Origin of the sequence: Collinsella sp. CLA-ER-H5, from assembly GCF_040092375.1 — a bacterium.
Taxonomy (GTDB): domain Bacteria; phylum Actinomycetota; class Coriobacteriia; order Coriobacteriales; family Coriobacteriaceae; genus Collinsella.
This window is the reverse complement of sequence record NZ_JBBNLR010000023.1, coordinates 1-18,658: the sequence shown is the minus strand read 5'-3', so window position 1 is coordinate 18,658 and position 18,658 is coordinate 1. Positions and strand designations below refer to the sequence as shown.

The 18,658-nt window shown below is 59.7% G+C and carries 19 protein-coding genes; 10 read left to right on the top strand and 9 right to left on the bottom strand.

Annotated features, from left to right (window positions below):
- Nucleotides 1-344 precede the first annotated feature (344 nt).
- Entirely contained in the window at nt 345-1,646 is a 1,302-nt protein-coding gene (locus AAAX31_RS08495; RefSeq protein WP_349076905.1) for a glycosyltransferase, read from the bottom strand.
- 75 nt (nt 1,647-1,721) lie between these two features.
- On the opposite strand from AAAX31_RS08495, the gene AAAX31_RS08490 reads away from it, so the two are divergent.
- Nucleotides 1,722-2,702, top strand: a complete 981-nt coding sequence (locus AAAX31_RS08490; protein ID WP_349076903.1) for an FAD-dependent oxidoreductase — start codon at nt 1,722-1,724, stop codon at nt 2,700-2,702.
- 154 nt (nt 2,703-2,856) lie between these two features.
- Entirely contained in the window at nt 2,857-3,468 is a 612-nt protein-coding gene (locus AAAX31_RS08485) for a DUF1836 domain-containing protein (RefSeq protein ID WP_349076902.1), read from the top strand.
- 72 nt (nt 3,469-3,540) lie between these two features.
- Here AAAX31_RS08485 and AAAX31_RS08480 read toward each other — a convergent pair whose 3' ends face one another.
- The 6 genes from AAAX31_RS08480 to AAAX31_RS08455 form a co-directional block, all read right to left on the bottom strand.
- Nucleotides 3,541-4,407, bottom strand: coding sequence for a DegV family protein (locus tag AAAX31_RS08480; protein WP_349076901.1), 867 nt, complete (start codon nt 4,405-4,407; stop codon nt 3,541-3,543).
- 179 nt (nt 4,408-4,586) lie between these two features.
- Nucleotides 4,587-5,708 carry an NlpC/P60 family protein gene (locus tag AAAX31_RS08475; RefSeq protein ID WP_349076899.1) on the bottom strand — a complete coding sequence of 374 codons (1,122 nt, stop codon included), beginning with the start codon at nt 5,706-5,708 and terminating at the stop codon, nt 4,587-4,589.
- A gap of 32 nt (nt 5,709-5,740) precedes the next feature.
- Nucleotides 5,741-6,271, bottom strand: coding sequence for an adenine phosphoribosyltransferase (locus tag AAAX31_RS08470; protein WP_117776247.1), 531 nt, complete (start codon nt 6,269-6,271; stop codon nt 5,741-5,743).
- Nucleotides 6,272-6,307: 36 nt separating this feature from the next.
- Nucleotides 6,308-7,192, bottom strand: coding sequence for a MerR family transcriptional regulator (locus tag AAAX31_RS08465; RefSeq protein ID WP_349076895.1), 885 nt, complete (start codon nt 7,190-7,192; stop codon nt 6,308-6,310).
- Between the two features lie 3 nt (nt 7,193-7,195).
- Entirely contained in the window at nt 7,196-7,630 is a 435-nt protein-coding gene (locus tag AAAX31_RS08460) for an FHA domain-containing protein (protein WP_195544586.1), read from the bottom strand.
- A gap of 65 nt (nt 7,631-7,695) precedes the next feature.
- Nucleotides 7,696-8,400, bottom strand: coding sequence for a CDP-alcohol phosphatidyltransferase family protein (locus tag AAAX31_RS08455; protein WP_349076893.1), 705 nt, complete (start codon nt 8,398-8,400; stop codon nt 7,696-7,698).
- Between the two features lie 388 nt (nt 8,401-8,788).
- Between AAAX31_RS08455 and AAAX31_RS08450 the strand changes: the two genes are divergently transcribed.
- The 5 genes from AAAX31_RS08450 to AAAX31_RS08430 all read left to right on the top strand — a co-directional run bounded on the left by AAAX31_RS08450 (nt 8,789) and on the right by AAAX31_RS08430 (nt 13,345).
- Nucleotides 8,789-9,517: a lantibiotic protection ABC transporter ATP-binding protein gene (locus AAAX31_RS08450; protein ID WP_349076891.1), complete on the top strand. Its 729-nt coding sequence runs from the start codon at nt 8,789-8,791 to the stop codon at nt 9,515-9,517.
- Nucleotides 9,514-10,284 carry a hypothetical protein gene (locus AAAX31_RS08445; RefSeq protein ID WP_117839911.1) on the top strand — a complete coding sequence of 257 codons (771 nt, stop codon included), beginning with the start codon at nt 9,514-9,516 and terminating at the stop codon, nt 10,282-10,284. Before AAAX31_RS08450 ends, AAAX31_RS08445 begins: the two co-directional genes overlap by 4 nt.
- A 5-nt stretch (nt 10,285-10,289) precedes the next feature.
- Nucleotides 10,290-11,099: a lantibiotic ABC transporter permease gene (locus AAAX31_RS08440; RefSeq protein WP_349076888.1), complete on the top strand. Its 810-nt coding sequence runs from the start codon at nt 10,290-10,292 to the stop codon at nt 11,097-11,099.
- A gap of 159 nt (nt 11,100-11,258) precedes the next feature.
- Complete coding sequence (locus tag AAAX31_RS08435) at nt 11,259-11,921, top strand: response regulator transcription factor (protein ID WP_349076886.1); 663 nt, start codon at nt 11,259-11,261, stop codon at nt 11,919-11,921.
- 26 nt (nt 11,922-11,947) lie between these two features.
- The gene (locus tag AAAX31_RS08430) at nt 11,948-13,345 is read left to right on the top strand and encodes a HAMP domain-containing sensor histidine kinase (protein WP_349076883.1); all 1,398 of its coding nucleotides are present in this window, start codon (nt 11,948-11,950) and stop codon (nt 13,343-13,345) included.
- 12 nt (nt 13,346-13,357) lie between these two features.
- Here the strand turns inward: AAAX31_RS08430 and AAAX31_RS08425 are convergent, their stop codons facing one another.
- Together AAAX31_RS08425 and AAAX31_RS08420 are read right to left on the bottom strand one after the other, a co-directional pair.
- Nucleotides 13,358-13,552 carry a ribbon-helix-helix domain-containing protein gene (locus tag AAAX31_RS08425; protein WP_117717075.1) on the bottom strand — a complete coding sequence of 65 codons (195 nt, stop codon included), beginning with the start codon at nt 13,550-13,552 and terminating at the stop codon, nt 13,358-13,360.
- Between the two features lie 551 nt (nt 13,553-14,103).
- Nucleotides 14,104-14,757, bottom strand: coding sequence for a DUF1648 domain-containing protein (locus AAAX31_RS08420; RefSeq protein ID WP_349076881.1), 654 nt, complete (start codon nt 14,755-14,757; stop codon nt 14,104-14,106).
- Nucleotides 14,758-16,142: 1,385 nt separating this feature from the next.
- On the opposite strand from AAAX31_RS08420, the gene AAAX31_RS08415 reads away from it, so the two are divergent.
- The 3 genes from AAAX31_RS08415 to AAAX31_RS08405 all read left to right on the top strand — a co-directional run.
- Nucleotides 16,143-17,819, top strand: a complete 1,677-nt coding sequence (locus AAAX31_RS08415) for an ATP-binding cassette domain-containing protein (RefSeq protein WP_349076880.1) — start codon at nt 16,143-16,145, stop codon at nt 17,817-17,819.
- 1 nt (nt 17,820) lies between these two features.
- Complete coding sequence (locus AAAX31_RS08410) at nt 17,821-18,249, top strand: hypothetical protein (protein ID WP_349076877.1); 429 nt, start codon at nt 17,821-17,823, stop codon at nt 18,247-18,249.
- A 219-nt stretch (nt 18,250-18,468) separates the two neighbouring features.
- Nucleotides 18,469-18,658 (top strand): hypothetical protein (locus tag AAAX31_RS08405; RefSeq protein ID WP_349076874.1); only part of this gene is annotated, 190 nt, incomplete at its 3' end.

The following is an 18,658-nucleotide window of genomic DNA, read 5'->3' as shown; positions in this document are numbered from 1 at the left end:
ATCCCGTGCTCAAACATTCTCGCTTCACTGCGAAACTGCGCGCGGGACGATATGTATGGGGCTCAGGCGAAAGGGCTCCATGCTTGACATAAAACAATCTTTCTAGTTAGCCGATGCGATAAAGGGATGCCTCCTTTGTCGCATCGACTAACTCTATTTATATTTTCCTGTTTTACCTTTGCAGGTTCTAATGGAGGGGATACCGAAGTAGCTGCTAGTAAGTAAACGTAGCTGTTCAGCGGGAGCCGCCCATATATCGTTCCACGCGCAGTTTCGCAGCGCAGCGAGAATGTTTGAGCATGGAATGATATATGGGCGGCTCCCGCTGAACAGCGGACTTTCGTCTACCTGATATGAGCAGGTTTTCCGCCCCAGTAGAAGCGGCAGAAGGCTCGTTTACGTTTTTGGGGTTTGCCTACGAGCTCCATGGCTGCGATGGCGATGTCCTCGGCTGCGCGGGGGCGGCGCAGCACTTCGCCATTGATGAGCAGTGCCTTGAGCGACTCTGGATGATCGTGGAGATGGCGCAACGTCACGATGAGTTCACGTGCGGTGGTGACATGCATGCTGGCGCCCATGCCGGTGAGCATCGTGGTGTTGGCCTTTTCCTGACCGTATGATTTGCCCAGCAGGATCATCGGCAGATGTGCGCATAGGCACTCGGTGACCGTGAGTCCGCCCGATTTGAGGATTGCCAGGTCGCAGCCGTGCATGAGGGCCGCCATGTCGTCCACGTAGTCCAGAACCGTGACGTTGTCGAGCTTCATGGCGTCGAAGAGCGTCTTGAGGCGGGTGGCGTATTCCTCGTCCTTGCCCGGCAAAAAGACAAAGTGCATGTCCTCGAAGCTGCGCAGGAAGGGGAGTGTGCGGTCCATCTCCGCGCGAAAGCGAACGTACGGTTGAGGCAAACTGGCACCGGCCATCACCAACACAACGGTCTTGTCAGCGGGGAGATTGAACTTCTCAAGTTCTTCCTCGCGATTGTAGTCCGTATCAAACCCGGCGCGAATGGGGATGCCTGTAATGCGGATTTTGGTCTCGGGAACCTTACGGGGGCGAAGTGTCTCGGCCATAAATTCGTTGGCTACGCAGAACAGGTCGGTGTCCTTGTGGGGCCAAAAGCCTTCGACTTCATAGTCTGTTGGTACGCAGATGACCGGGTAATCGATACCCGTGATGACGCGGGCGCCCACAGCAACATTGGCTGCCGTAATGTGTGTTGCAACCACGGCTATGGGCCTGCGGCTGCGGACATATTCATTGAAGGCGGGGAACATAATACGCGACCATGCCGTGCCGCCACCCCAGAGAAGATGCCCCGTAAGCGTATATCGCCAGGTCAGGTCGTAAATGGGGCGCGTGGCTCCCGTAAAAGAAGCCGCGGTCTTATTGCCGTCGAATTTAATACGTCCAAAATCAAGGATATCGAGCACTTCAATCTCAACATCCTCGGGGATGCCATTGGTGCCGCGGATGAGGTCGAATGCCTGCGCAATCGCATTTGCAGCGGCTTTGTGGCCCGAGCCGACGGAGGCGTGCACGATGGTCACGAGAGGTTTTTGCTTCGCCAAGAGCGTGGTTTGCTCCGATTGGGGAGTGCTGTGCGTGAGCAGGGGAGCGTCGTCGCTCGTCTGCGTTTGATCCATCGATAACTCCCCTTAATCTTTGTTTTGCAAAGAATCATTGTAGTGCATGAGTGTCACGTTTGCCTAAATTTGGGTATGAGCGCAAAGAACGCCAATCTTTCGACAGGAGGTCTCTTCATGACTACCCATCAGCCGATCGATGTTGCTATTATCGGTGGCGGCCCCGCGGGCTATGCTGCCGCCATTTACGCTGCGCGCTCCAACCTAACGACGACCGTGATTGAACAGGGCATGTCGGGAGGGCAGATCGCCACAACCAATGAGGTCGAGAACTATCCGGGCATTCCGCTCTTGAGTGGCGCCGAACTCGGCGAGCGTTTTCAGCAACATGCAGAGGGCCTGGGAGCACAGGTTGCATGGAGCATGGTTACGGGTATCGATTACGATGCCGATACAGCGCTGTTTACGGTGCATCATGATATGGGCGATACGCTGGCTTCGAGCGTTATCGCTTGCATGGGTGCCACGCCGCGATCTGCTGGTTTCGTTGGCGAGGATACGTATCGCGGTCGTGGCGTTTCATATTGCGCAACATGTGACGGCATGTTCTTCCGCGGCAAGCAGGTCTTTGTCATCGGCGGCGGCAATGCTGCCTGTGAGGAAGCTCTGTTCTTGTCAGAAATTGCCAGCAGCGTGACCGTCGTTTTGCGCCGCGATCAGTTCCGTGCCCCCGATGGTGTGGTTCAAAAAGTTCTTGCAAAAGATAATATTTCAGTTAGGTACCAAACTAGTATTGTGGAGCTCTCCGGCGAAGTCATGCCAACGACGATTACCTTTAAGGACAATGCATCCGGCGAGACTCATACCGAGTCATTTGAGCCCGGCTCGTTTGGCATCTTTGTCTTTACCGGAACGCAACCCCATACCGAGCTTGTTGAGCATCTAGTTGATTTGGCGCCTGATGGCGGCATTCTGACTGATGAATCCATGGCGACCCGCACGCCAGGTCTATTTGCCGCTGGCGACATCCGTTCCAAGCGTTTACGCCAAGTTGTGACCGCCGTTTCTGATGGAGCCATAGCGGCAACCAGCGCATACGCATTTCTCCGTGGATAAGTACGATAATATATCTTATGTAAGGTTGCTATCTTTAAACATAGTGGTTGGACGGTGCAACAATGTGCTGTCCAACCACTTTTACTTAGCGGCTATGTGGTATGCAAAACTAGATAACCTAGAATACAATATAGTAAACGAACGGAGGACCCTTATGAACCACGTTAAACATGTTATCCCGATGTCCGATACATCGGTCAGCATTAAGCCGGAGGATATTCAGCCGACGGTGCTGCCGGATGCATTTATTCAGTCCGATATGGTGGGTAAACTTAACGCGTTGAGCCTGCCACGCTATGACCAGTTGCCCAACGTAACGCTCTATCGCGATCAGGTTATTGAATATGTTGCGCTGTGGATGGAGCCGCTTTCGATTTGCGTTGAGCAGCCCGTTATCACGCCTTCGATGATCAATAACTACGTGAAGGTCGGCCTCATTCCTGCTCCGGTTAAAAAGCAGTATGGCCGTGAGCAGATTGCGCGTCTCATCGCCATTTGCATCTTTAAGCAGGTGCTGCCCATCGCTGCGGTTCAGGCGCTCTTTAATATTCAGCGCTTGAGCTACGATGCTCCGACGGCCTTCGATTATGTAGTCGATCAACTTGAGGCATCGATTCGTGCGGCGTTTTCCGTCGAGCAGACTCCCGTGCCCGATACCGCACACCAGGTTACGCGCGAATCGCTGCTCGTACGCAGTGCGGTTTCGTCTTTTGTATCGAAGGCGTACCTGATGAGCTACCTAAAGTTCAATGGGTTTAATAGCTAACCGAGGTATAAGACCGGGCGGGATAAAGAGCCAAGGCTCCTTATCCCGCCCGTACGTTTGTCTAGTTGGATATTATCGGCCCGAAGCCACGCCCATGCCGTAGCCGATGATGAGGCCGTGCATCTCGGCATAGTAAGAATCTAGCCCGTTGCAGGGCATGATGATGGTCTTAGAGCCGGGCCAATGCTCCACAATGCGGCTGGCTAGTGCCTGGGCGCCCGTCTCATTCTCGACGTGGTCGATAACGACTTCGCCGCCAGTAAAGCCCTCGGCCTCCATGGTGTCGACAATCTTGGTGAGCATCTTCTTTTCGCCGCGCGTGTGCCCAACGAGTTCAATTTTGCCCGCTTCGCTCGCCGTGCCCAAAATGCGGATATTGAGCTTGTTGGCAATAACTCCGGCCGCCTTGGGGATACGTCCGGCCTTCGCAAGGTTTTCGTAATTGCATAAACTAAAGAGGATCTTGCTGTTTTGCTCGAGACTATCGAAGTAAGCGCAGGCGTCTTCAAAGGAAACGTCCGGGTTGCTCGCAAGATAGCGGTCGAACAGCAAGAAGATCAGATCCATTTTGCCACCCGCGGCTCGTGAGTTAACCAAATGAATCTGGCGGTTGGGCTCCTCGGCAAGCACCATGTCACGTGCGGTGGCCGCGGCATTGTAGCTTCCCGATACGCCCTCCGAGATGGGCATGCAGATCGTCTTGTCGGCAAGCTTAAAAAGTTCAGCCCACTCCCCTACGCTTGGACAGGCGCTCGAAGAAGCGCTCGACTCCGCCTGCACGGCGCAATTGAGCTCGTGAACATCGAGCGAGAGGTTATCAACAAATTCACGCTCCCCCACTCGGATCTTAAGGGGTGCAAATGCAAAGGTGGTATGAGGTGCGGTTGGTTGCCAATCGCGAAGATTGCAGCTCGAATCGGAGATAAGTGCCCAGCTCATTGAGGGTCCTTTCTAATTGTTCCCCAACAATTATAGCCATCTTTTTGATTGATTGGACGGCTATCTAGTTTTGAATACTAGATAGCCGTACTGATCTTATGGCAAACGGTTGGGGCAAAAAGAATGGGCCTCGTGATTCAAGATCGCGAGGCCCACGTTCGTTCGCTGCAGTAATAAAATTAGTAGCGTACGAAGATGTAGTTGTTGTTCATACCGGCTGCGACGGAGCTGATGATGACGCCCGTTTTGTAGTCGGAAGCATGAATCATCTGACCATTACCGATATAGATGCCGGTGTGGTAAGAGTTAACCACGACATCACCAGGCTGGGGATCGGACACGCGGGTCCAACCCATGAAAGTGCCGGTGGTGCCCAGACGGCAGTAGCGGCCCGTGAGGCAATAGCTTACAAAACCGGAGCAGTCAAAGCTGTTCGGACCAATGCCGCCCCAAGAGTAAGCGTATCCGAGCTTGCTGTAGGCGCGCGAAACAACGGAACCGCCGTCAACGGACTGGCTCGGTGCGGAAGGCGTCGGAGTCGGAGCGGGCGTCACGGGCTGCGGCGTGGGAGCAGGAGCGGGCGTAGGCGCGGGCGTGTTGCCGCCGCCGTTGTTGGTCGTACCGCCACCATTGTTGGTGTTTTCAGTCGTACCGGCGGTATCGTTGCTCACCGTGGCCTTTTCGGCAGTGCTGGCGTTGATACCGGCCTGCAGCGCGGCGTTGGCCTCGGCCTCGGCAGCAAGCTCGGCCTGCAGCTGAGAATCCAGGGAGTTCACGACACTCTGGGCCTCAGCCTGCTGGGCATTGAGCTCGTCGACCTTCTTCTGCGTCGCGGCGACGTTCTTCTCCTGCTCGGTCTGCTTATCGGTGAGCTGCTGCTTAAGGTCCTTGACCTCCTGAATGGTCTGGGCCTGCTTGTCGGACACCTTACCGTAGTAGAACAGACGGTTGAGCATGTCGCCCAGATCGTCGACGCCCGTCAGGACCTGAAGGAGACTCAGGCCGCCGGTCTTGTACTCACCGGCAACATAGCTCGAAAGCTTTGCCTGACCTTCGGCAATCTCTTGCTGCTTTTGCGTGATCTCGCCTGCAGTCTGATCAAGCTCCTGCGTCTGTGCGGAGAGTTCTTCATGAATTTGCTGGGTTTGGGTGCCAATCTGCTCGAGTTTAGTTCGAGCAGCGGCAAGGTCGGATGCGGTATCGGCGTAGGCCGGAGCCACGAGGCCCAGGCCCAAAACACAAGCGAGGGTTGCCGTAGCAGCGCAGCGTGCCATGTTTTTGTGCGTATTTGCTGTGCGCATGTAGCTTCCTTTCCGGTATCTAAGGGTAGCGGCTAGTCCACCGTTACCAGGCTAAAGAGCTCAACGTCCTCGTTAGAAGGCGTGAGCTTCTTGCGCGGGTTGAGAAACGCAAGCTCGAGGATACAACCGTAGCCCACAAGCTTTGCGCCCATATCTCGCACCAGTTTACCTGTTGCCTCGACGGTTCCGCCCGTCGCGACCAAGTCGTCCAGAATCAACACGGTATCTTTAGAGCTGATGGCATCGGCGTGGATCTCGATAGAATCCGTTCCATACTCGAGCTCGTAGCTCTCGCTTACCGTCTTGCGCGGCAGTTTGCCCGGCTTACGTGCGGGAACAAAGCCGGCACCCAGGGCGACGGCCACGGGCACACCGACCATAAAGCCACGAGCCTCGGGGCCGACGACCTTGGTAATGCCCATGTCGGCAAAATGCTCGGCCAAGGCATCCACCATGGCCTTCAGGGCCTCGGGATTGCCAAAGAGCGGCGTGATGTCCTTAAAGACGACTCCGGGCTCGGGATAGTCGGGGATATCGACGATATGAGATTCGAAGTCGTACATGGCGTGACCTTTCATGGATTGCCGGGTGAACGGCGGTTATTTGTCCGTGTTAGCAGACGAGCTATGCGAGGGGACGACGACCTTGGACGGCTGCACGAGCGACTCGTCGTGCGCGGCAACCGCGGGGACGCTTGCCCCATCGCTTTTAGCCTTGGTGGATTCAGAACGCGCGATCTCCTCATCGAGGGCATCGATGTCAGCGTCCTCGACCACGGCGTTGAGCGACTCAAAGACACGGTTCTTAAGTAGCGCGGTGTGCACACCCTCGGTGAGGTCGTGCAGCTTCTTAAAAGCACGCTCGAGCTTGGCGTCGCGCTCGTCATCGGAAGTATCCATGCCGAGCATGCTCACGAGAACCTGCTCAAACATCGAAGACTCGCGGTTTGCCGACGATACGTACTGACGCAGGTTACGCGGCTCAATGTGGAAGCGCGACAGCTCCGAGCAGTAACGGATAATCGGGAAATCTCGGCCATCGACGAGCTCTCGGTTCTGCGGGCTCTTGATGATGCGGATTAGATCGTTCTCGGCAAGGGAGCGGATAAACGAAATCTCAACACCGAGCATGTCGGGGATCGTCTCGATAGGATGCAGCTTTTGCTTGGTCTCCTTGGGCTCCGTCTTAAGCGGAACATCGGACAGAAGACCCACCTCGTAAGCCAACGTGGAAAGGTCCGTTGCGTTTTCCAAGCGCTGCTTAATGACGTTGAGCGGCATATAGCGGGTCTTCTGCAGGTGCAGTATGACCTCGAGACGGTCAACGTCTTCCTTGGAGTACTGGCGATACCCCTTAGGCGTACGATGAGGGGTGATGAGCCCCTCATCTTCTAGAAATCTAATTTTTGAGTTCGATAGATCGGGGTATGCGCCTCGAAGAAGGTTGACGACTTGGCCGATACTCAGATAGTTGCGTTCGGCCATTACCTACTCACCGGTTTCGATGCGCTCCGGCGTGCTCTCGTGGTAGATGAGCGTGAACGTACCGATCTGAACGGAAGAGCCGTCGTGCAGCGGAGCACCGTTGACGATGGCGCCGTCGACCCAGGTGCCGTTGAGCGAGCCCAGATCCTCAATACGGGCGCCCAGGCCCTCGCGAATAATGCGTGCGTGGCTGCGCGAGACAGTCATGTCGTTGAGGAAGATGCCGTTCGCGGGATCGCGGCCGATGGTGGTCACGTCGTCCTCGAGCTCAAAGGCAGCTCCGGTCTGCGGGCCCTTGACGATGGACAGAACCGGAGCGGTGATGCGCACGTTGGCCATAAGGTCGGGAACGGTGACATCGCTCGAAGGAACACGGAAAACGCAGGTAGCGTCCGCGGTCTTATCGTTCTGAGGCATATTGTTAACCTTGTTGTCCATGACAACCCCTATCTAACGCGGACGTGCCGCAAAAAATGTACCGTACGTAATCATACCCCAATGAATCAGTCTTCGATTTCGGGGTTGAGAAAGTCGGTGTCCTCGTCCTCGGGATGCGCGATGGCCTGTTTAATGGCCATACCGCCCTTAACAGAGTAAATGACGGCGGTGAGCATGGAGAAAATCACGCCGCCATACACAAAGAAGATGCCGAGGGGCACCGAGCTGCCGTTGAGGCCCGGGAATGCCGTGAACGTGGCAGGCAGCAGATGCCAGCCGTCCACGACGGGGAACCCAAGCAGCATGAGCGAGAAGCCGGTCATGAGCAGCGCCGTTGCAATTTTGCCAGGAAAGACGACGTCAATGGGACGACGGTGATAATGGCGCACGATGAGCGTGCCGATGCCCAGGTAGATATCGCGGCCGATAATGAGCACGCAGACCCAGATGGGAAGCTCGCCGCGGACTACCAGGCCCAGCACGCCGGTAAACAGCAGCGCACGGTCGCAGATGGGATCCATGACCTTGCCGAGCCACGAGACCGTTTTGGTCATACGGGCAATCTGACCGTCCATCCAGTCGGTGGAAGCCGCGATGGCATAGATGACAATGGCGACGACACGGTTGTTGTCCGTCACAAACAAGTACAGGAAGACGAGCGTGAGGACCAGGCGCGTAAAGGTGATGAAATTGGAGATCGTAAAGATCTTATTCGACGGGTAATCGGAAGTGCCGATAAGCTCCTTTTTGATCTTCTTCTTGATGCCCACAGGACTCCCCCGCTGGTAAACGACAAAACTTTCGATACTATACCCGTTCTAGCGATGTCTATCCAGCGTAAGCATAGAGAGTCCAGACATGTGGAGGGCGCCTTTGGGCTGCGCTGGATTCTGCATTTGTGTACATCAGCCTCCAAAAGCGACATTTTTCGGCATCTTTGGTGGCTGGTGTACACGTTTTGATTCGGTGATTACATCGATCGGGAAAGTTGTTGCTTTAAGCAAATGCGTGCGGGTCGAGATTGGCTGGCACCAAAAGAGCCCATCGGCCGTTACGGCTTCGTTAGAAACGCGCCCCACCATGGATGGTGAACCCGAAAGGTAAGACGCGCGGGCACGGTGAATCGGCCCGCGCGCCCGGAAGAGAAAGGATAAACCCATGGGTTACATGCTCGAGACGCGCGGGCTCACCAAGCGCTTCGGCCGCGGCGACCAGGCGCAGGACGCCGTGGCCGACGTGAACCTTCATATCCGCGAGGGCGAGGTGTACGGGCTGCTCGGCCCCAACGGCGCCGGCAAGTCGACAACGCTTAAGATGATCTGCGGGATGCTGCGGCCGACGGCCGGGGAGATCCTCTTTGCCGGGCACGCTTGGCGCCGCGAGGACCTCTACGCAATCGGCAGCCTCATCGAGGAGGCGCCGCTCTACCCCAACCTCACCGCGCGCGAGAACCTGCGCGTGCGCACCACGCTGCTGGGCCTTCCCGAGAGCCGCATAGATGAGGTGCTCGCCGCCGTGGACCTCGCGGACACCGGGAAGAAGCGCGCCGGGCGCTTCTCGATGGGCATGCGGCAGCGCCTGGGGCTCGCGCTGGCGCTGATCGCCCGGCCACGCCTGCTCGTGCTCGACGAGCCCACCAACGGCCTCGACCCCATCGGCATCGAGGAGCTGCGCGACCAGATCCGCGGCTTCGCGGCGGCGGGTACGACGGTGATCGTCTCGAGCCATATCCTCTCCGAGGTGCAGCAGATGGCGGACACCATCGGCATCATCTGCGGGGGGCGCCTCGCCTACGAGGATGCGCTTCGGCCCGGGCAGGACCTCGAGGAACTCTTCATGAGCTTCTGCCGGGAAGGGCGACGAGCACGCGGGGAGGTGGCGGCATGACGGGCGAGAAAGGCGGCCTGCTCGCGGGCCTGCGCGCCGAGGCCCTGAAGTCGCGCCACGCGGCACCGGTTCGCCTGGCCGTGCTCATGGCGCTGCCGATGCCGCTGCTCGGCGCGATGCCCTACCGGGGCGTGCAGATCTTCAGCGCGTGGAACTACTGGTACGCGCTCTTCCTGCCTGTGTCTCTCTCGCTCGTGGTGGCGTGCGTCGCGCGGGCGGACGCTCGCACGCGGATGCGGGGGCTTCTGGGCCTGGGCTTCCCGCTCGGGCGCGCCTGGTGGGCCAAGGCGCTCTGGTGCCTCGCGCTCTGCACGCTCTCGAACCTCGTGGTCTTCGGCATCTACCTCGCGGGATCGGCGTTCTCCTCGCAGGGCCTCACGGCCGCGGGCACGCTCACGATGCTCCTCTGCGCGCTCGCCAACACGGTGACTGCGGCGTGGATGATCCCCGCAGGGCTCTTCCTCACGGCGCGGCTCGGAATGCTCGCGGGCATCTTCTGCCCGCTCGCCGCGCAGCTCGTGGGCGGGTTCGCCTGGTCGTTGGTGCCGCTGCCGCAGCTCTTTCCGCCGTCGGCGAGCATGGTCATCCCCACGAGCTTCATCCCCGTGCTGCCGAGCGGCGAGCCACTCGCGGCGGACATGGCGCTCGGCGGGGCGCTCGCGGCGGACGGCATGCTTACGCTGGCGGGCCTTGCGGTCAGCGCGCTCGCGTTCGCCGCGCTCACGGCGGCGGGCGCGGCCTGGTTCGCGCGCTCCGAGGAGAGGTGATGGCCATGACACGACTCTCCGACCCGACGCCGCGCATGACTCTCTCGCGGGCCCTGCTCTCCGAGGCCCTGCGCCTGACGCGCTCCCCGCTCACGGCGGTGCACCTCGTCTGCGGCCTGGCAGCCGGACTTGCCTGCGGCGAGTACTTCTCCATAGCCCGATGGGACCCGGCGCTGGGCGCGGACGCCTACGTCCAGTTCCTCGGCGCCCTCATGCCGCTCATGTCCGCCATCGTTTGCGGGCTCGCCGTAGACGACGAGCGCGCTGCCGGGCGCCTCGCCAACCTCACGGCGGTCCCCTCGCGCGGGCGCGCCGTCGCGGCGAAGCTACTCGCCCTTGCGGCGCTCGGCGCGGGCGCGCTGGCCGTGGCGCTCGGCGTGTTCGGGGCCGTGCTCGCCGTCGCCGGGCGCCTGCCGCTCGGGCCCGCTCCGCTTGCGGCCGCCTGGGCGGGCATCGTGCTGGGCAGCCTGCCCCTCTACGCGCTGGGGCTCGGCGTGGCCCTGCGCCTCGGCCGCAACGCCGCCATCGGCGCCGGCGCGGCGGGTATGCTCCTCGCGTTCTTCTCAGTGGGCGGACTTGCTCACGGCCTCATGACTGGCGAGCTCACCGGTGCCTTGGCGACGCCCCTGAGCTGGGTGCCGCTCGCCTGGCCCGCGCGCTTGGGGTCGCTCGGGGTGGAGGCCTTCATCGACGCCGCACGCGCGGCGGGCCCTCTCCTCACGACTGCGCTCGCTAGCCTCGTGCTCACCCTGGCAGCCGACGCCGTCCTTCTCGCCTGGTTCTGCCGCTTCGAGGACGGGAGGGCGGATGCGTAGGAGGCCGCTCGCCGCCATGCTCGTCCTCCTCTCCGCAGCGCTCGTCCTGGGCGGGAATGCCCTGCTCGACGCCGGCTGGGGGTCGGCGCTGCGCGCGGGGCGCTGGACCGCTGAGCGCGGCGCTAGTACAATTCCGACGGAAGTTTCAGGAGGTCGAACATGGCGAGGATACTGGCAGTGGATGATGAACGGGCGATCCTCGACGCGCTCGCGCGCGTCCTCGGCCGCGACGGCCATGAGGTCGTCAGGGCGGCGGACCCGACGGCGGTCCCGGGGATGGACCTCTCGCGCTTCGACCTCGTGCTCTGCGACGTCATGATGCCGGGGCTCGACGGCTTCGAGCTCGTGCGGCAGATCCGTCCGGACTTCGACGGGCCCATCGTTTTCCTGACCGCTCGCGTGGCCGAGGAGGATGCCGTGGCCGCCTACGGCCTGGGCGCCGACGACTACGTCCGCAAGCCCTTCGGGGCCGCGGAGCTGCGCGCCAAGGTCGCGGCCCATCTACGCCGTGAGCGCCGGCCGCGCTCGCACGCCCTCTCCTTCGGGGAGGTGCGGATCGACCTCGGGGCGCGCGGCCTCGCCGTGGGCGGCGAGGCCGTGCCGCTCACGCCCACCGAGTATGCCATCTGCGAGTACCTCGCCCGCCACCCCGGGCAGGTCATGAGCCGCGCGCAGATACGCGAGGCGGTGCTCGGCTGGGAGAGCGACGCCGACGACGCGGCCATACCCATGCAGGTCAGCCGCGCCCGGAGGAAACTCTCCGAGGCCGGCGCCGATCCGATCGCGACCGTCTGGGGGATGGGGTACAAGTGGCAGCTCTGAGGACCGGGGCGCGAGGTCGCGGGGGCATGCCGCTCTCCTTCGTCATCGCGCGCTACTTCGCCTACGCGTTCGCGGCGGTCGCCACGGCGTGGCTCGCCTCGTTCATGGCGCTCTCCGCGGCGATCAATGTGGGCTTCGTCTACGAGGCAAGCTGGGGGCCGGCCAATGCGCGCGAGGTCGCGGAGGGCCTGGCACGCGACGGCGTCTGCGGGCAGCAGGACGTGCCGACGGCGTACCGCTACCTCATCCTGAACAAGGACGGATACGCGCTGATGACAGACCTCGAGGGCACGCGGCTCGAGGACGCGACGGAAATGGCCCGTACGGCACTCGCCGCTGATCCGGGCACAGTGGAGATCGAGGGCGGGGGCTCGGGCCTCACCTACGCCGCGTTCCCGCTCAAGGACGGCGGGGCATGCGCGCTCGTCAGCGAGTACCTGCCGCAGTGGGTCTCGCGCGATCTCGCCGGCCTGCTTCCCAACCCGCAGAACCTCATGCTCGTCGGCGCCGCGGCGGGAAGCGCGCTCGCGCTCGCGCTCGTGGCGCGCCGCGCGAGCCGCGTGATCTCGCGCAAGATGGCGCCGCTCGCGGAGGCGGCGGGGCGCGTCGGCGCGGGGGAGCTCGACTTCGCGGTCGACAGCACCAACGTGCGCGAGGTGAACGACGTCCTCGCCGCGATGGACGCCATGCGGGCCTCCCTCGCCGAGTCGCTCGAGGCCCGCTGGATCGCGGAGCGGGGGCAGCGCGAGCAGGTGGCGTCGCTCGCCCACGATCTCAAGACGCCGCTCACCGTGCTGCGCGCCAACGCCGACTTCGTGGCGGAGGAGCTGGAAGACGAGAAAGACGCCGACCTCGCGGCCGCCGCGCGCGACATAGCCGGCAGTGTCGAAAGGCTCGACGGCTACGTGCGCCTGCTCATCGAGGCCTCGCGCGGGTCCGGCGGGGCGGAGAGGGCCCCCATGCGGCCGGCCGAGCTCTGCGAGCAGGTCCTCGCCGAGGCCGCCCAGATCGCCCGGGCGCGAGGCGTGACGCTCGACGCAGCCACGGGCCCCGCTGTCGCGGGCGCGCCCGAGGCCCCACTCGACCGAACCACCCTGGCGCGAGCCGCCGCGAACCTCGTGGCCAACGCCGCCGAGCACGCGCGCTCGCGCGTGGTGGTCTCCTGCGACGTCGCTGGTGGATACCTCGTCATCGAGGTCGCCGATGACGGACCGGGCTTTTCTCCCGCCGCCCTCGAACGCGGCTGCGAGCGCCTCTTCACAGACGACTCCTCTCGCTCCTCGCGCGACGGAGGCCGCCATTACGGGCTCGGCCTCCACGTCGCCTCCGAGGCCGCGAGCGCCCACGGGGGCTCCGTCTCGCTCGCCAACAGCCCCTCGGGCGGCGCGGTGGCCACCATCGCGGTCCCCCTGTGCGGGGCCTGACGAATCAGGCCCTCACACTGGCATACCTCGCAACCAAACGCTTCCCGGATAATTCATGAGGCCGTACTCGTATTCGAGCCTGCCTATCTCTGCGGCAAGCGCCTCCGTCATGTAGAAGGTTTTCGTGCGGCCCGTCGACTTCGCCAGGCGGTCGTACCTGTTCGCGAGGTCCTCGGGGGTTCTCAGGGCTGCGGTGGCGGTTGCCATGATGCACCTCCCGGTTAGATGTAATACGTGTATTACTTTCTATCACATCACCCGAACCCCGCACCGGCGTACGGTCGTATCTGCTTTTTTACCTTACATTTTGTCAACCGGCCCATGCTCGGCTTGTTCAGCCGGATTAAATCAACTGTTAAATCAATCCAGGCCTGTAGGGGGCGGTGGAAATCTTTTGAGGACTGGGGGCGCCGTCCCTGGGTCGGCTCCTCGATGGCCGCGGCTGAATTCCCCTGCCATCGGCTGCGTGGGTTCCGGCACGGGGCTCTGGCGCTGCTCGAACTGGGCGCAAGACTCGGCTGTTGGTCGTACCGGACGGCATGCGTTTTGAGACCGGCAAGCTGATGCCGGCTCGAGGACAGCGGCCCGGTGCACCGGGCCGATCGATAGCGGTCTCAGGTTCACAGCGCAGCTTCTCAGGGCTCGCATATATAGGAAGACTTGATTGGCAATCGATTTTAATGAAGTCGGCAGCGCATGTCAGAGTTTTCAACAAATTTAACATGCCACCCTTTATATCCGCACGCGCGTAATTCAACTCATAAGGACCGGCTATCCCTTACCTGTGACACAATCTCAAACGCACAGAACAGAATCATCAGTCCAATCATCGCATAAGAGGCAGCCGAACCTTCAAGCACTATTCCACAAAGAACAATCTCCGCGCCGCCAATAAGAACTGTTATCAGGCGCTCTGCCTTTTTACTCTCGCCGCTCGCATAAAAAGGCGGCAAAGCGCACAAGATCACATATAGCCCGGGAAGGGAATACAGGATCGATAGTCCAAGCCCCCCATCAACCGCAGTGTTTTGCGTAAGAATCAACTGAACCCAAACGGCAATTATCACTGAGCAGGTTGTCGATAAAAGAAGACTAGAAATATAGCACGCAACAAAGTCCCGTCGCATTCGAACAGAGAAATCCGCGAACTCTCTTCGCCGCGTGGAAACAATAAGGTACACAGAAATTGCAATAGAACCAATCAGAGAAAACAGCGGAACAACCAGCAATTCAAGCTTATTACCCCATCGATCAACCACACCCCCACTCCAATGAGCGGGAATTGTATCAGGGAGGACTGACCAAGCCGCCCATAGAATCAGAAATGGAAGAATAGAGAGGATGAAAGATGATAACACTGCAGTAATTTTTTTTGAGGCTCTCATCGATTCCGCATCTCCTTGCGCGCCCACATTCCACTCCGACTTAAATCAAGTATACGTTTTGAGACCGGCAAGCTGTTGCCGGCTCGAGGGCAGCGGCCCGGTGCACCGGGCCGATCGATAGAGGACTCAGGTTCACAGCGCAGTTTCTTGGGGCTCGCATATATAGGAAGACTTGATCGGCAATCGATTTTAATGAAGTCGACAGCGCATGTCAGAGCTTTCAACAAACCGCAGGTAAATCCGTGTACCAAAAATTGGTACACGGATTTACCTGCGATGATCATGCTTGGTCAAAAGCCCATCAAGCGATATATCCATTATTTTAATGCGCGCGCCTGAGCTTTTGACTGAAGTGGCAGTCCGACCGCCGGCAGGCGGCCACGCTATATCCAAAGGCCACGCCTACTCCCCGTGCCCGGCTACGTCGAGGACCCAGTGCTGCCCGTTGAGTTCCTGCCGCAGAGCTACATCAGGGACGTCTTATTGGGGGACGACCACATGGAACCCCGGGAGATCAAGCTGTACGGCTGATCCATCCGTCAACAACATGTCAAAGCCCCAAAACCCAACAGGATCGCGAACGAGGGGATGAATTGACCGCCCGGGTATTTGCGCCAAGGCGGTCAATTTTATCAACCATGGGTGCGATTCTGTGAGGCCATTTTTCTGGCATCCGCCGTTTGCTCCGGTCTCAACGCACCCATCGACCGTTCAGTAATCTTTGCGAACGCGACCACGTGCGCATTTGTCGAACAATCAAATGTCCGACAATGTCTGACGGAGCTGTCAGATATTCACGCACGAACAGGCGAGCTTCGCGAGCGATTGTAGGCAACTAGTAGCCCCAGCTGCGTCTTTGGCGCAGGTTCGACGTCTGACATCTTGAATGTCTAACGTTGAACGAAGCTGGTTGATAACAAGCAGGTGGAATAAACATGGAGCCCGACACCTCTCGCGCAATCGGCGCGCGGCAAGGGTCTGGCCCATCTCATATGTTGCCAACGCTAACGGTGAACCTGAGCGCCCGGGCACATTCTTTGTTGGCTGAAACCGGCATAGCAACTAGCGGAAGGCATCATCGAAGGAGTGTGCTGGAAAGCACCCGTCTCCTTAACTGTTAGAAATGCAAGTTAAAAATCTATGTGGTCAATATAATACCGTTGAACCCGCGTATCGATACCGCTCAGCCATTCGCCTCGCCCCCGTCGCACGTATCTTCATCCGGTTTGTTACTTTTAATCTAACGATTCTTTGAGGAATGTAGGTGCTTCCAAATGTACTGTCGACTTCTTCTCAAACTGATCCTAAGAGACAAGGCCGCATGGATTTGTACGCTCGTTCTCGCTGCAGCCTTTTCCGTCCCCATTGCGTTCAATTCACCCATCTACGGGCCCTTCTTTATGAAGCAGGGTATGCAGAGCTTTGTCGACGCATTCAATACGCGCGCACCCCAGGCCAACGGCACAGACCTATCGCCAGAGCAGCAAGCTGACGCGGAGCTTGCAAGATACGCGAACGCCGCCCTTGCCGCTCAAACCGACGCCGCCTTTCTCGATTCTGCCGAGAGCTACTACGCGCTCATGGGCGAAGGCTTCCAATCCGGGTCCATCGTGGGAGACCGAGAGACCAATGACGCAGACCTCGCGTATTGCCGTGCCCTGAGCAGCTCCGGCATCACGGATATCCCGGCCTCCGCAAACGACCTGCCATTCCTTTCCTTCCTGCCTTACGCCATTGCCACGGCGCCGTCTTTCCTCCCCTTCATTCCCTTCCTTCTCTCGTCGATACTCCTGCTCGGGGCCACAAGGCCTGCGACCCTGGCGGCGAAGGCGCCCGTGCCCAAATTCCGGCGCCTTATCCAGATCGTGTTTTCGATAATCGCCGCGGGGACCGCGATGCTCCTCGCCGGCCTTGCGCCCGGGGGCATTTACGCCTTGGCCCTAAACGGCTTCGGGCAAATTGGGTACCCGATCGCCTTCTTCCATGACGGCGCGCTTACCACCACGACTGCGGGAAACGTCTTCACAGCCCTGCTTCTCGCGCTGCTTGCGGGCGGAACCTTGATATCCGTTTGCTCCGCCGTCCTATCGACCGCAACGAGGCGCGTCCTCGCGGGCCCCCTTACCTCCGCGCTGCTTGTCGCGGCCCCGGTATTCCCGTTACTGTCCGATTCGGCACTGGAGCATAACGCCGCGCTCAATCTCCTGCCGCTGGCCGTATTCTCGCCTATCGAGGCAACGGGTTACGTAGGATGCTTCCCGACAGAATTCATTGACTCCGGTTCAAGCGGTGCATCGATGCTTGCCGTGGCCCTGATATACGTCGCGGTCTTTTTTGCGGTCGGCGCCGTTGCGACACGTTCCCCCAAACAGCCTGGACCCGCGAAAAAGCACCATGGGCTCGAGCTTCTAGACGCGAGCGTGGGATACGGAAGCACGACGATACTTTCAATCGGGTCGCTTTTCCTGAGCCCGGGAACGGCGGCGGGCCTCGTTGCTCCCAACGGCTCGGGGAAAACCACCCTTCTTGAAGCGCTGTCGGGCCAATTTCCCACCCGCATCCGCTCGGGAAGCCTGGCGGCAGACGGAATCTGCCAGCGTCGATCAGCCGAATTTGCAGAACTCGTCTACCTGAGCTCTTCGGGCAGCGCGGATCTCTATCCCACGCTATCGGCCATCGAGCACCTTGCTTTCGTTAGGGAGGCGTGGAAATCGGCCGCCGACATCGACTCGCTCTGCGACTCCCTCGGAATCTCCCCATATCTCGACAAGCCGACCCGTAAACTCTCGACAGGAATGAAGCAGCAGGTAAAGCTTGCCATGGCGATAGCGACCGATTGCCCGTACCTCATCCTCGATGAACCGCTGAACGGCCTCGATCCGGGAAAACGGAAAACCTCCTGCGACGCGATGCGCAGCGAAGTGGCGCGGGGACGCAGCGTGCTCATTTCAAGCCATCTACTCGACGACCTGGCAGACCTTACCAACTCGTTCTACTTCATCGAAGCCGGCACGCTCGTGGAAAAGATCAAGTCGTCCTCGCAGACGCTCAAGCAGGAATACCTCGATACATACGAAGGAGGTGAATGACATGATAGGCAAGAGCTATGCAAAGATAGCGATTGTTGGCTTTGTACTTTGTCTTGCAATGGTGCTATGTGCATCATTTGCGAGGTATAGGTCCGAGCAGTCGTTCATCGATGGCGCTGAAAATGGGTTTGGCATAGACGGGATGTATGTCAACGATGGCGCGACCAGGCCGTCTATGGCGATTCTTGCAGGCGAAGACATGGAATGGCAAATCTGTAATGACGATGGCTCTTGTCTGAGTGGTCGTTTGGCCGCAACGAGCGACCCGAATTCGTTCGATCTTCTCGACAATGATGGAGCGGATTGCGGTTCAGTTCACCTGTCGTATGCATCACGAGATGGGATGGACGGCATTCTCTACGTCTCCCACGAGTCTGGCGATTTCAAGATGCGCAGGACTAACCGAGTGCCGGCTTTTTTCGAGGAGTGAGAATTCCCGGCGGTCTGCCGATCAGGCCGCCGGGCTATCGAGCCCCGCATTCATCCGTACACACACGGGTGAATCCGGGAAGTGTCCGGATAAAGTTGATAATCAAGGAAACAAAGCCGTTCTGCCTGGGACGGCTTTGGCCTGGACTTTAACTACAACATCGCAATCGACACTTATCAGCTCGCGCAACGCGCATGGCCAAATCTCGGACGCTGGTGCATGGAGGACCTTCGAGATTTACTGGACATCCAAAACGACGACGCACACCGCGTGCTCGCCGACTGCGAAGACGAGATGGCTGTCTACAATGCGATCAGAAACGGCGTGAAGTCCGGAGAGCTTTCTGTGGAACCGCCGCGCCGTCGCGCGAGCCGACCGGGCAACCCGGGCAATCTGGTCCCGGCTCTCC

Coding starts and splice junctions, on each gene's coding strand:
- AAAX31_RS08495 (WP_349076905.1), bottom strand. CDS start 1,646: ATGGATCAAACGCAGACGAGCGACGACGCTCCCCTGCTCACGCACAGC.
- AAAX31_RS08490 (WP_349076903.1), top strand. CDS start 1,722: ATGAGCGCAAAGAACGCCAATCTTTCGACAGGAGGTCTCTTCATGACT.
- AAAX31_RS08485 (WP_349076902.1), top strand. CDS start 2,857: ATGAACCACGTTAAACATGTTATCCCGATGTCCGATACATCGGTCAGC.
- AAAX31_RS08480 (WP_349076901.1), bottom strand. CDS start 4,407: ATGAGCTGGGCACTTATCTCCGATTCGAGCTGCAATCTTCGCGATTGG.
- AAAX31_RS08475 (WP_349076899.1), bottom strand. CDS start 5,708: ATGCGCACAGCAAATACGCACAAAAACATGGCACGCTGCGCTGCTACG.
- AAAX31_RS08470 (WP_117776247.1), bottom strand. CDS start 6,271: ATGTACGACTTCGAATCTCATATCGTCGATATCCCCGACTATCCCGAG.
- AAAX31_RS08465 (WP_349076895.1), bottom strand. CDS start 7,192: ATGGCCGAACGCAACTATCTGAGTATCGGCCAAGTCGTCAACCTTCTT.
- AAAX31_RS08460 (WP_195544586.1), bottom strand. CDS start 7,630: ATGGACAACAAGGTTAACAATATGCCTCAGAACGATAAGACCGCGGAC.
- AAAX31_RS08450 (WP_349076891.1), top strand. CDS start 8,789: ATGGGTTACATGCTCGAGACGCGCGGGCTCACCAAGCGCTTCGGCCGC.
- AAAX31_RS08445 (WP_117839911.1), top strand. CDS start 9,514: ATGACGGGCGAGAAAGGCGGCCTGCTCGCGGGCCTGCGCGCCGAGGCC.
- AAAX31_RS08440 (WP_349076888.1), top strand. CDS start 10,290: ATGACACGACTCTCCGACCCGACGCCGCGCATGACTCTCTCGCGGGCC.
- AAAX31_RS08435 (WP_349076886.1), top strand. CDS start 11,259: ATGGCGAGGATACTGGCAGTGGATGATGAACGGGCGATCCTCGACGCG.
- AAAX31_RS08430 (WP_349076883.1), top strand. CDS start 11,948: ATGCCGCTCTCCTTCGTCATCGCGCGCTACTTCGCCTACGCGTTCGCG.
- AAAX31_RS08425 (WP_117717075.1), bottom strand. CDS start 13,552: ATGGCAACCGCCACCGCAGCCCTGAGAACCCCCGAGGACCTCGCGAAC.
- AAAX31_RS08415 (WP_349076880.1), top strand. CDS start 16,143: ATGCAGAGCTTTGTCGACGCATTCAATACGCGCGCACCCCAGGCCAAC.
- AAAX31_RS08410 (WP_349076877.1), top strand. CDS start 17,821: ATGATAGGCAAGAGCTATGCAAAGATAGCGATTGTTGGCTTTGTACTT.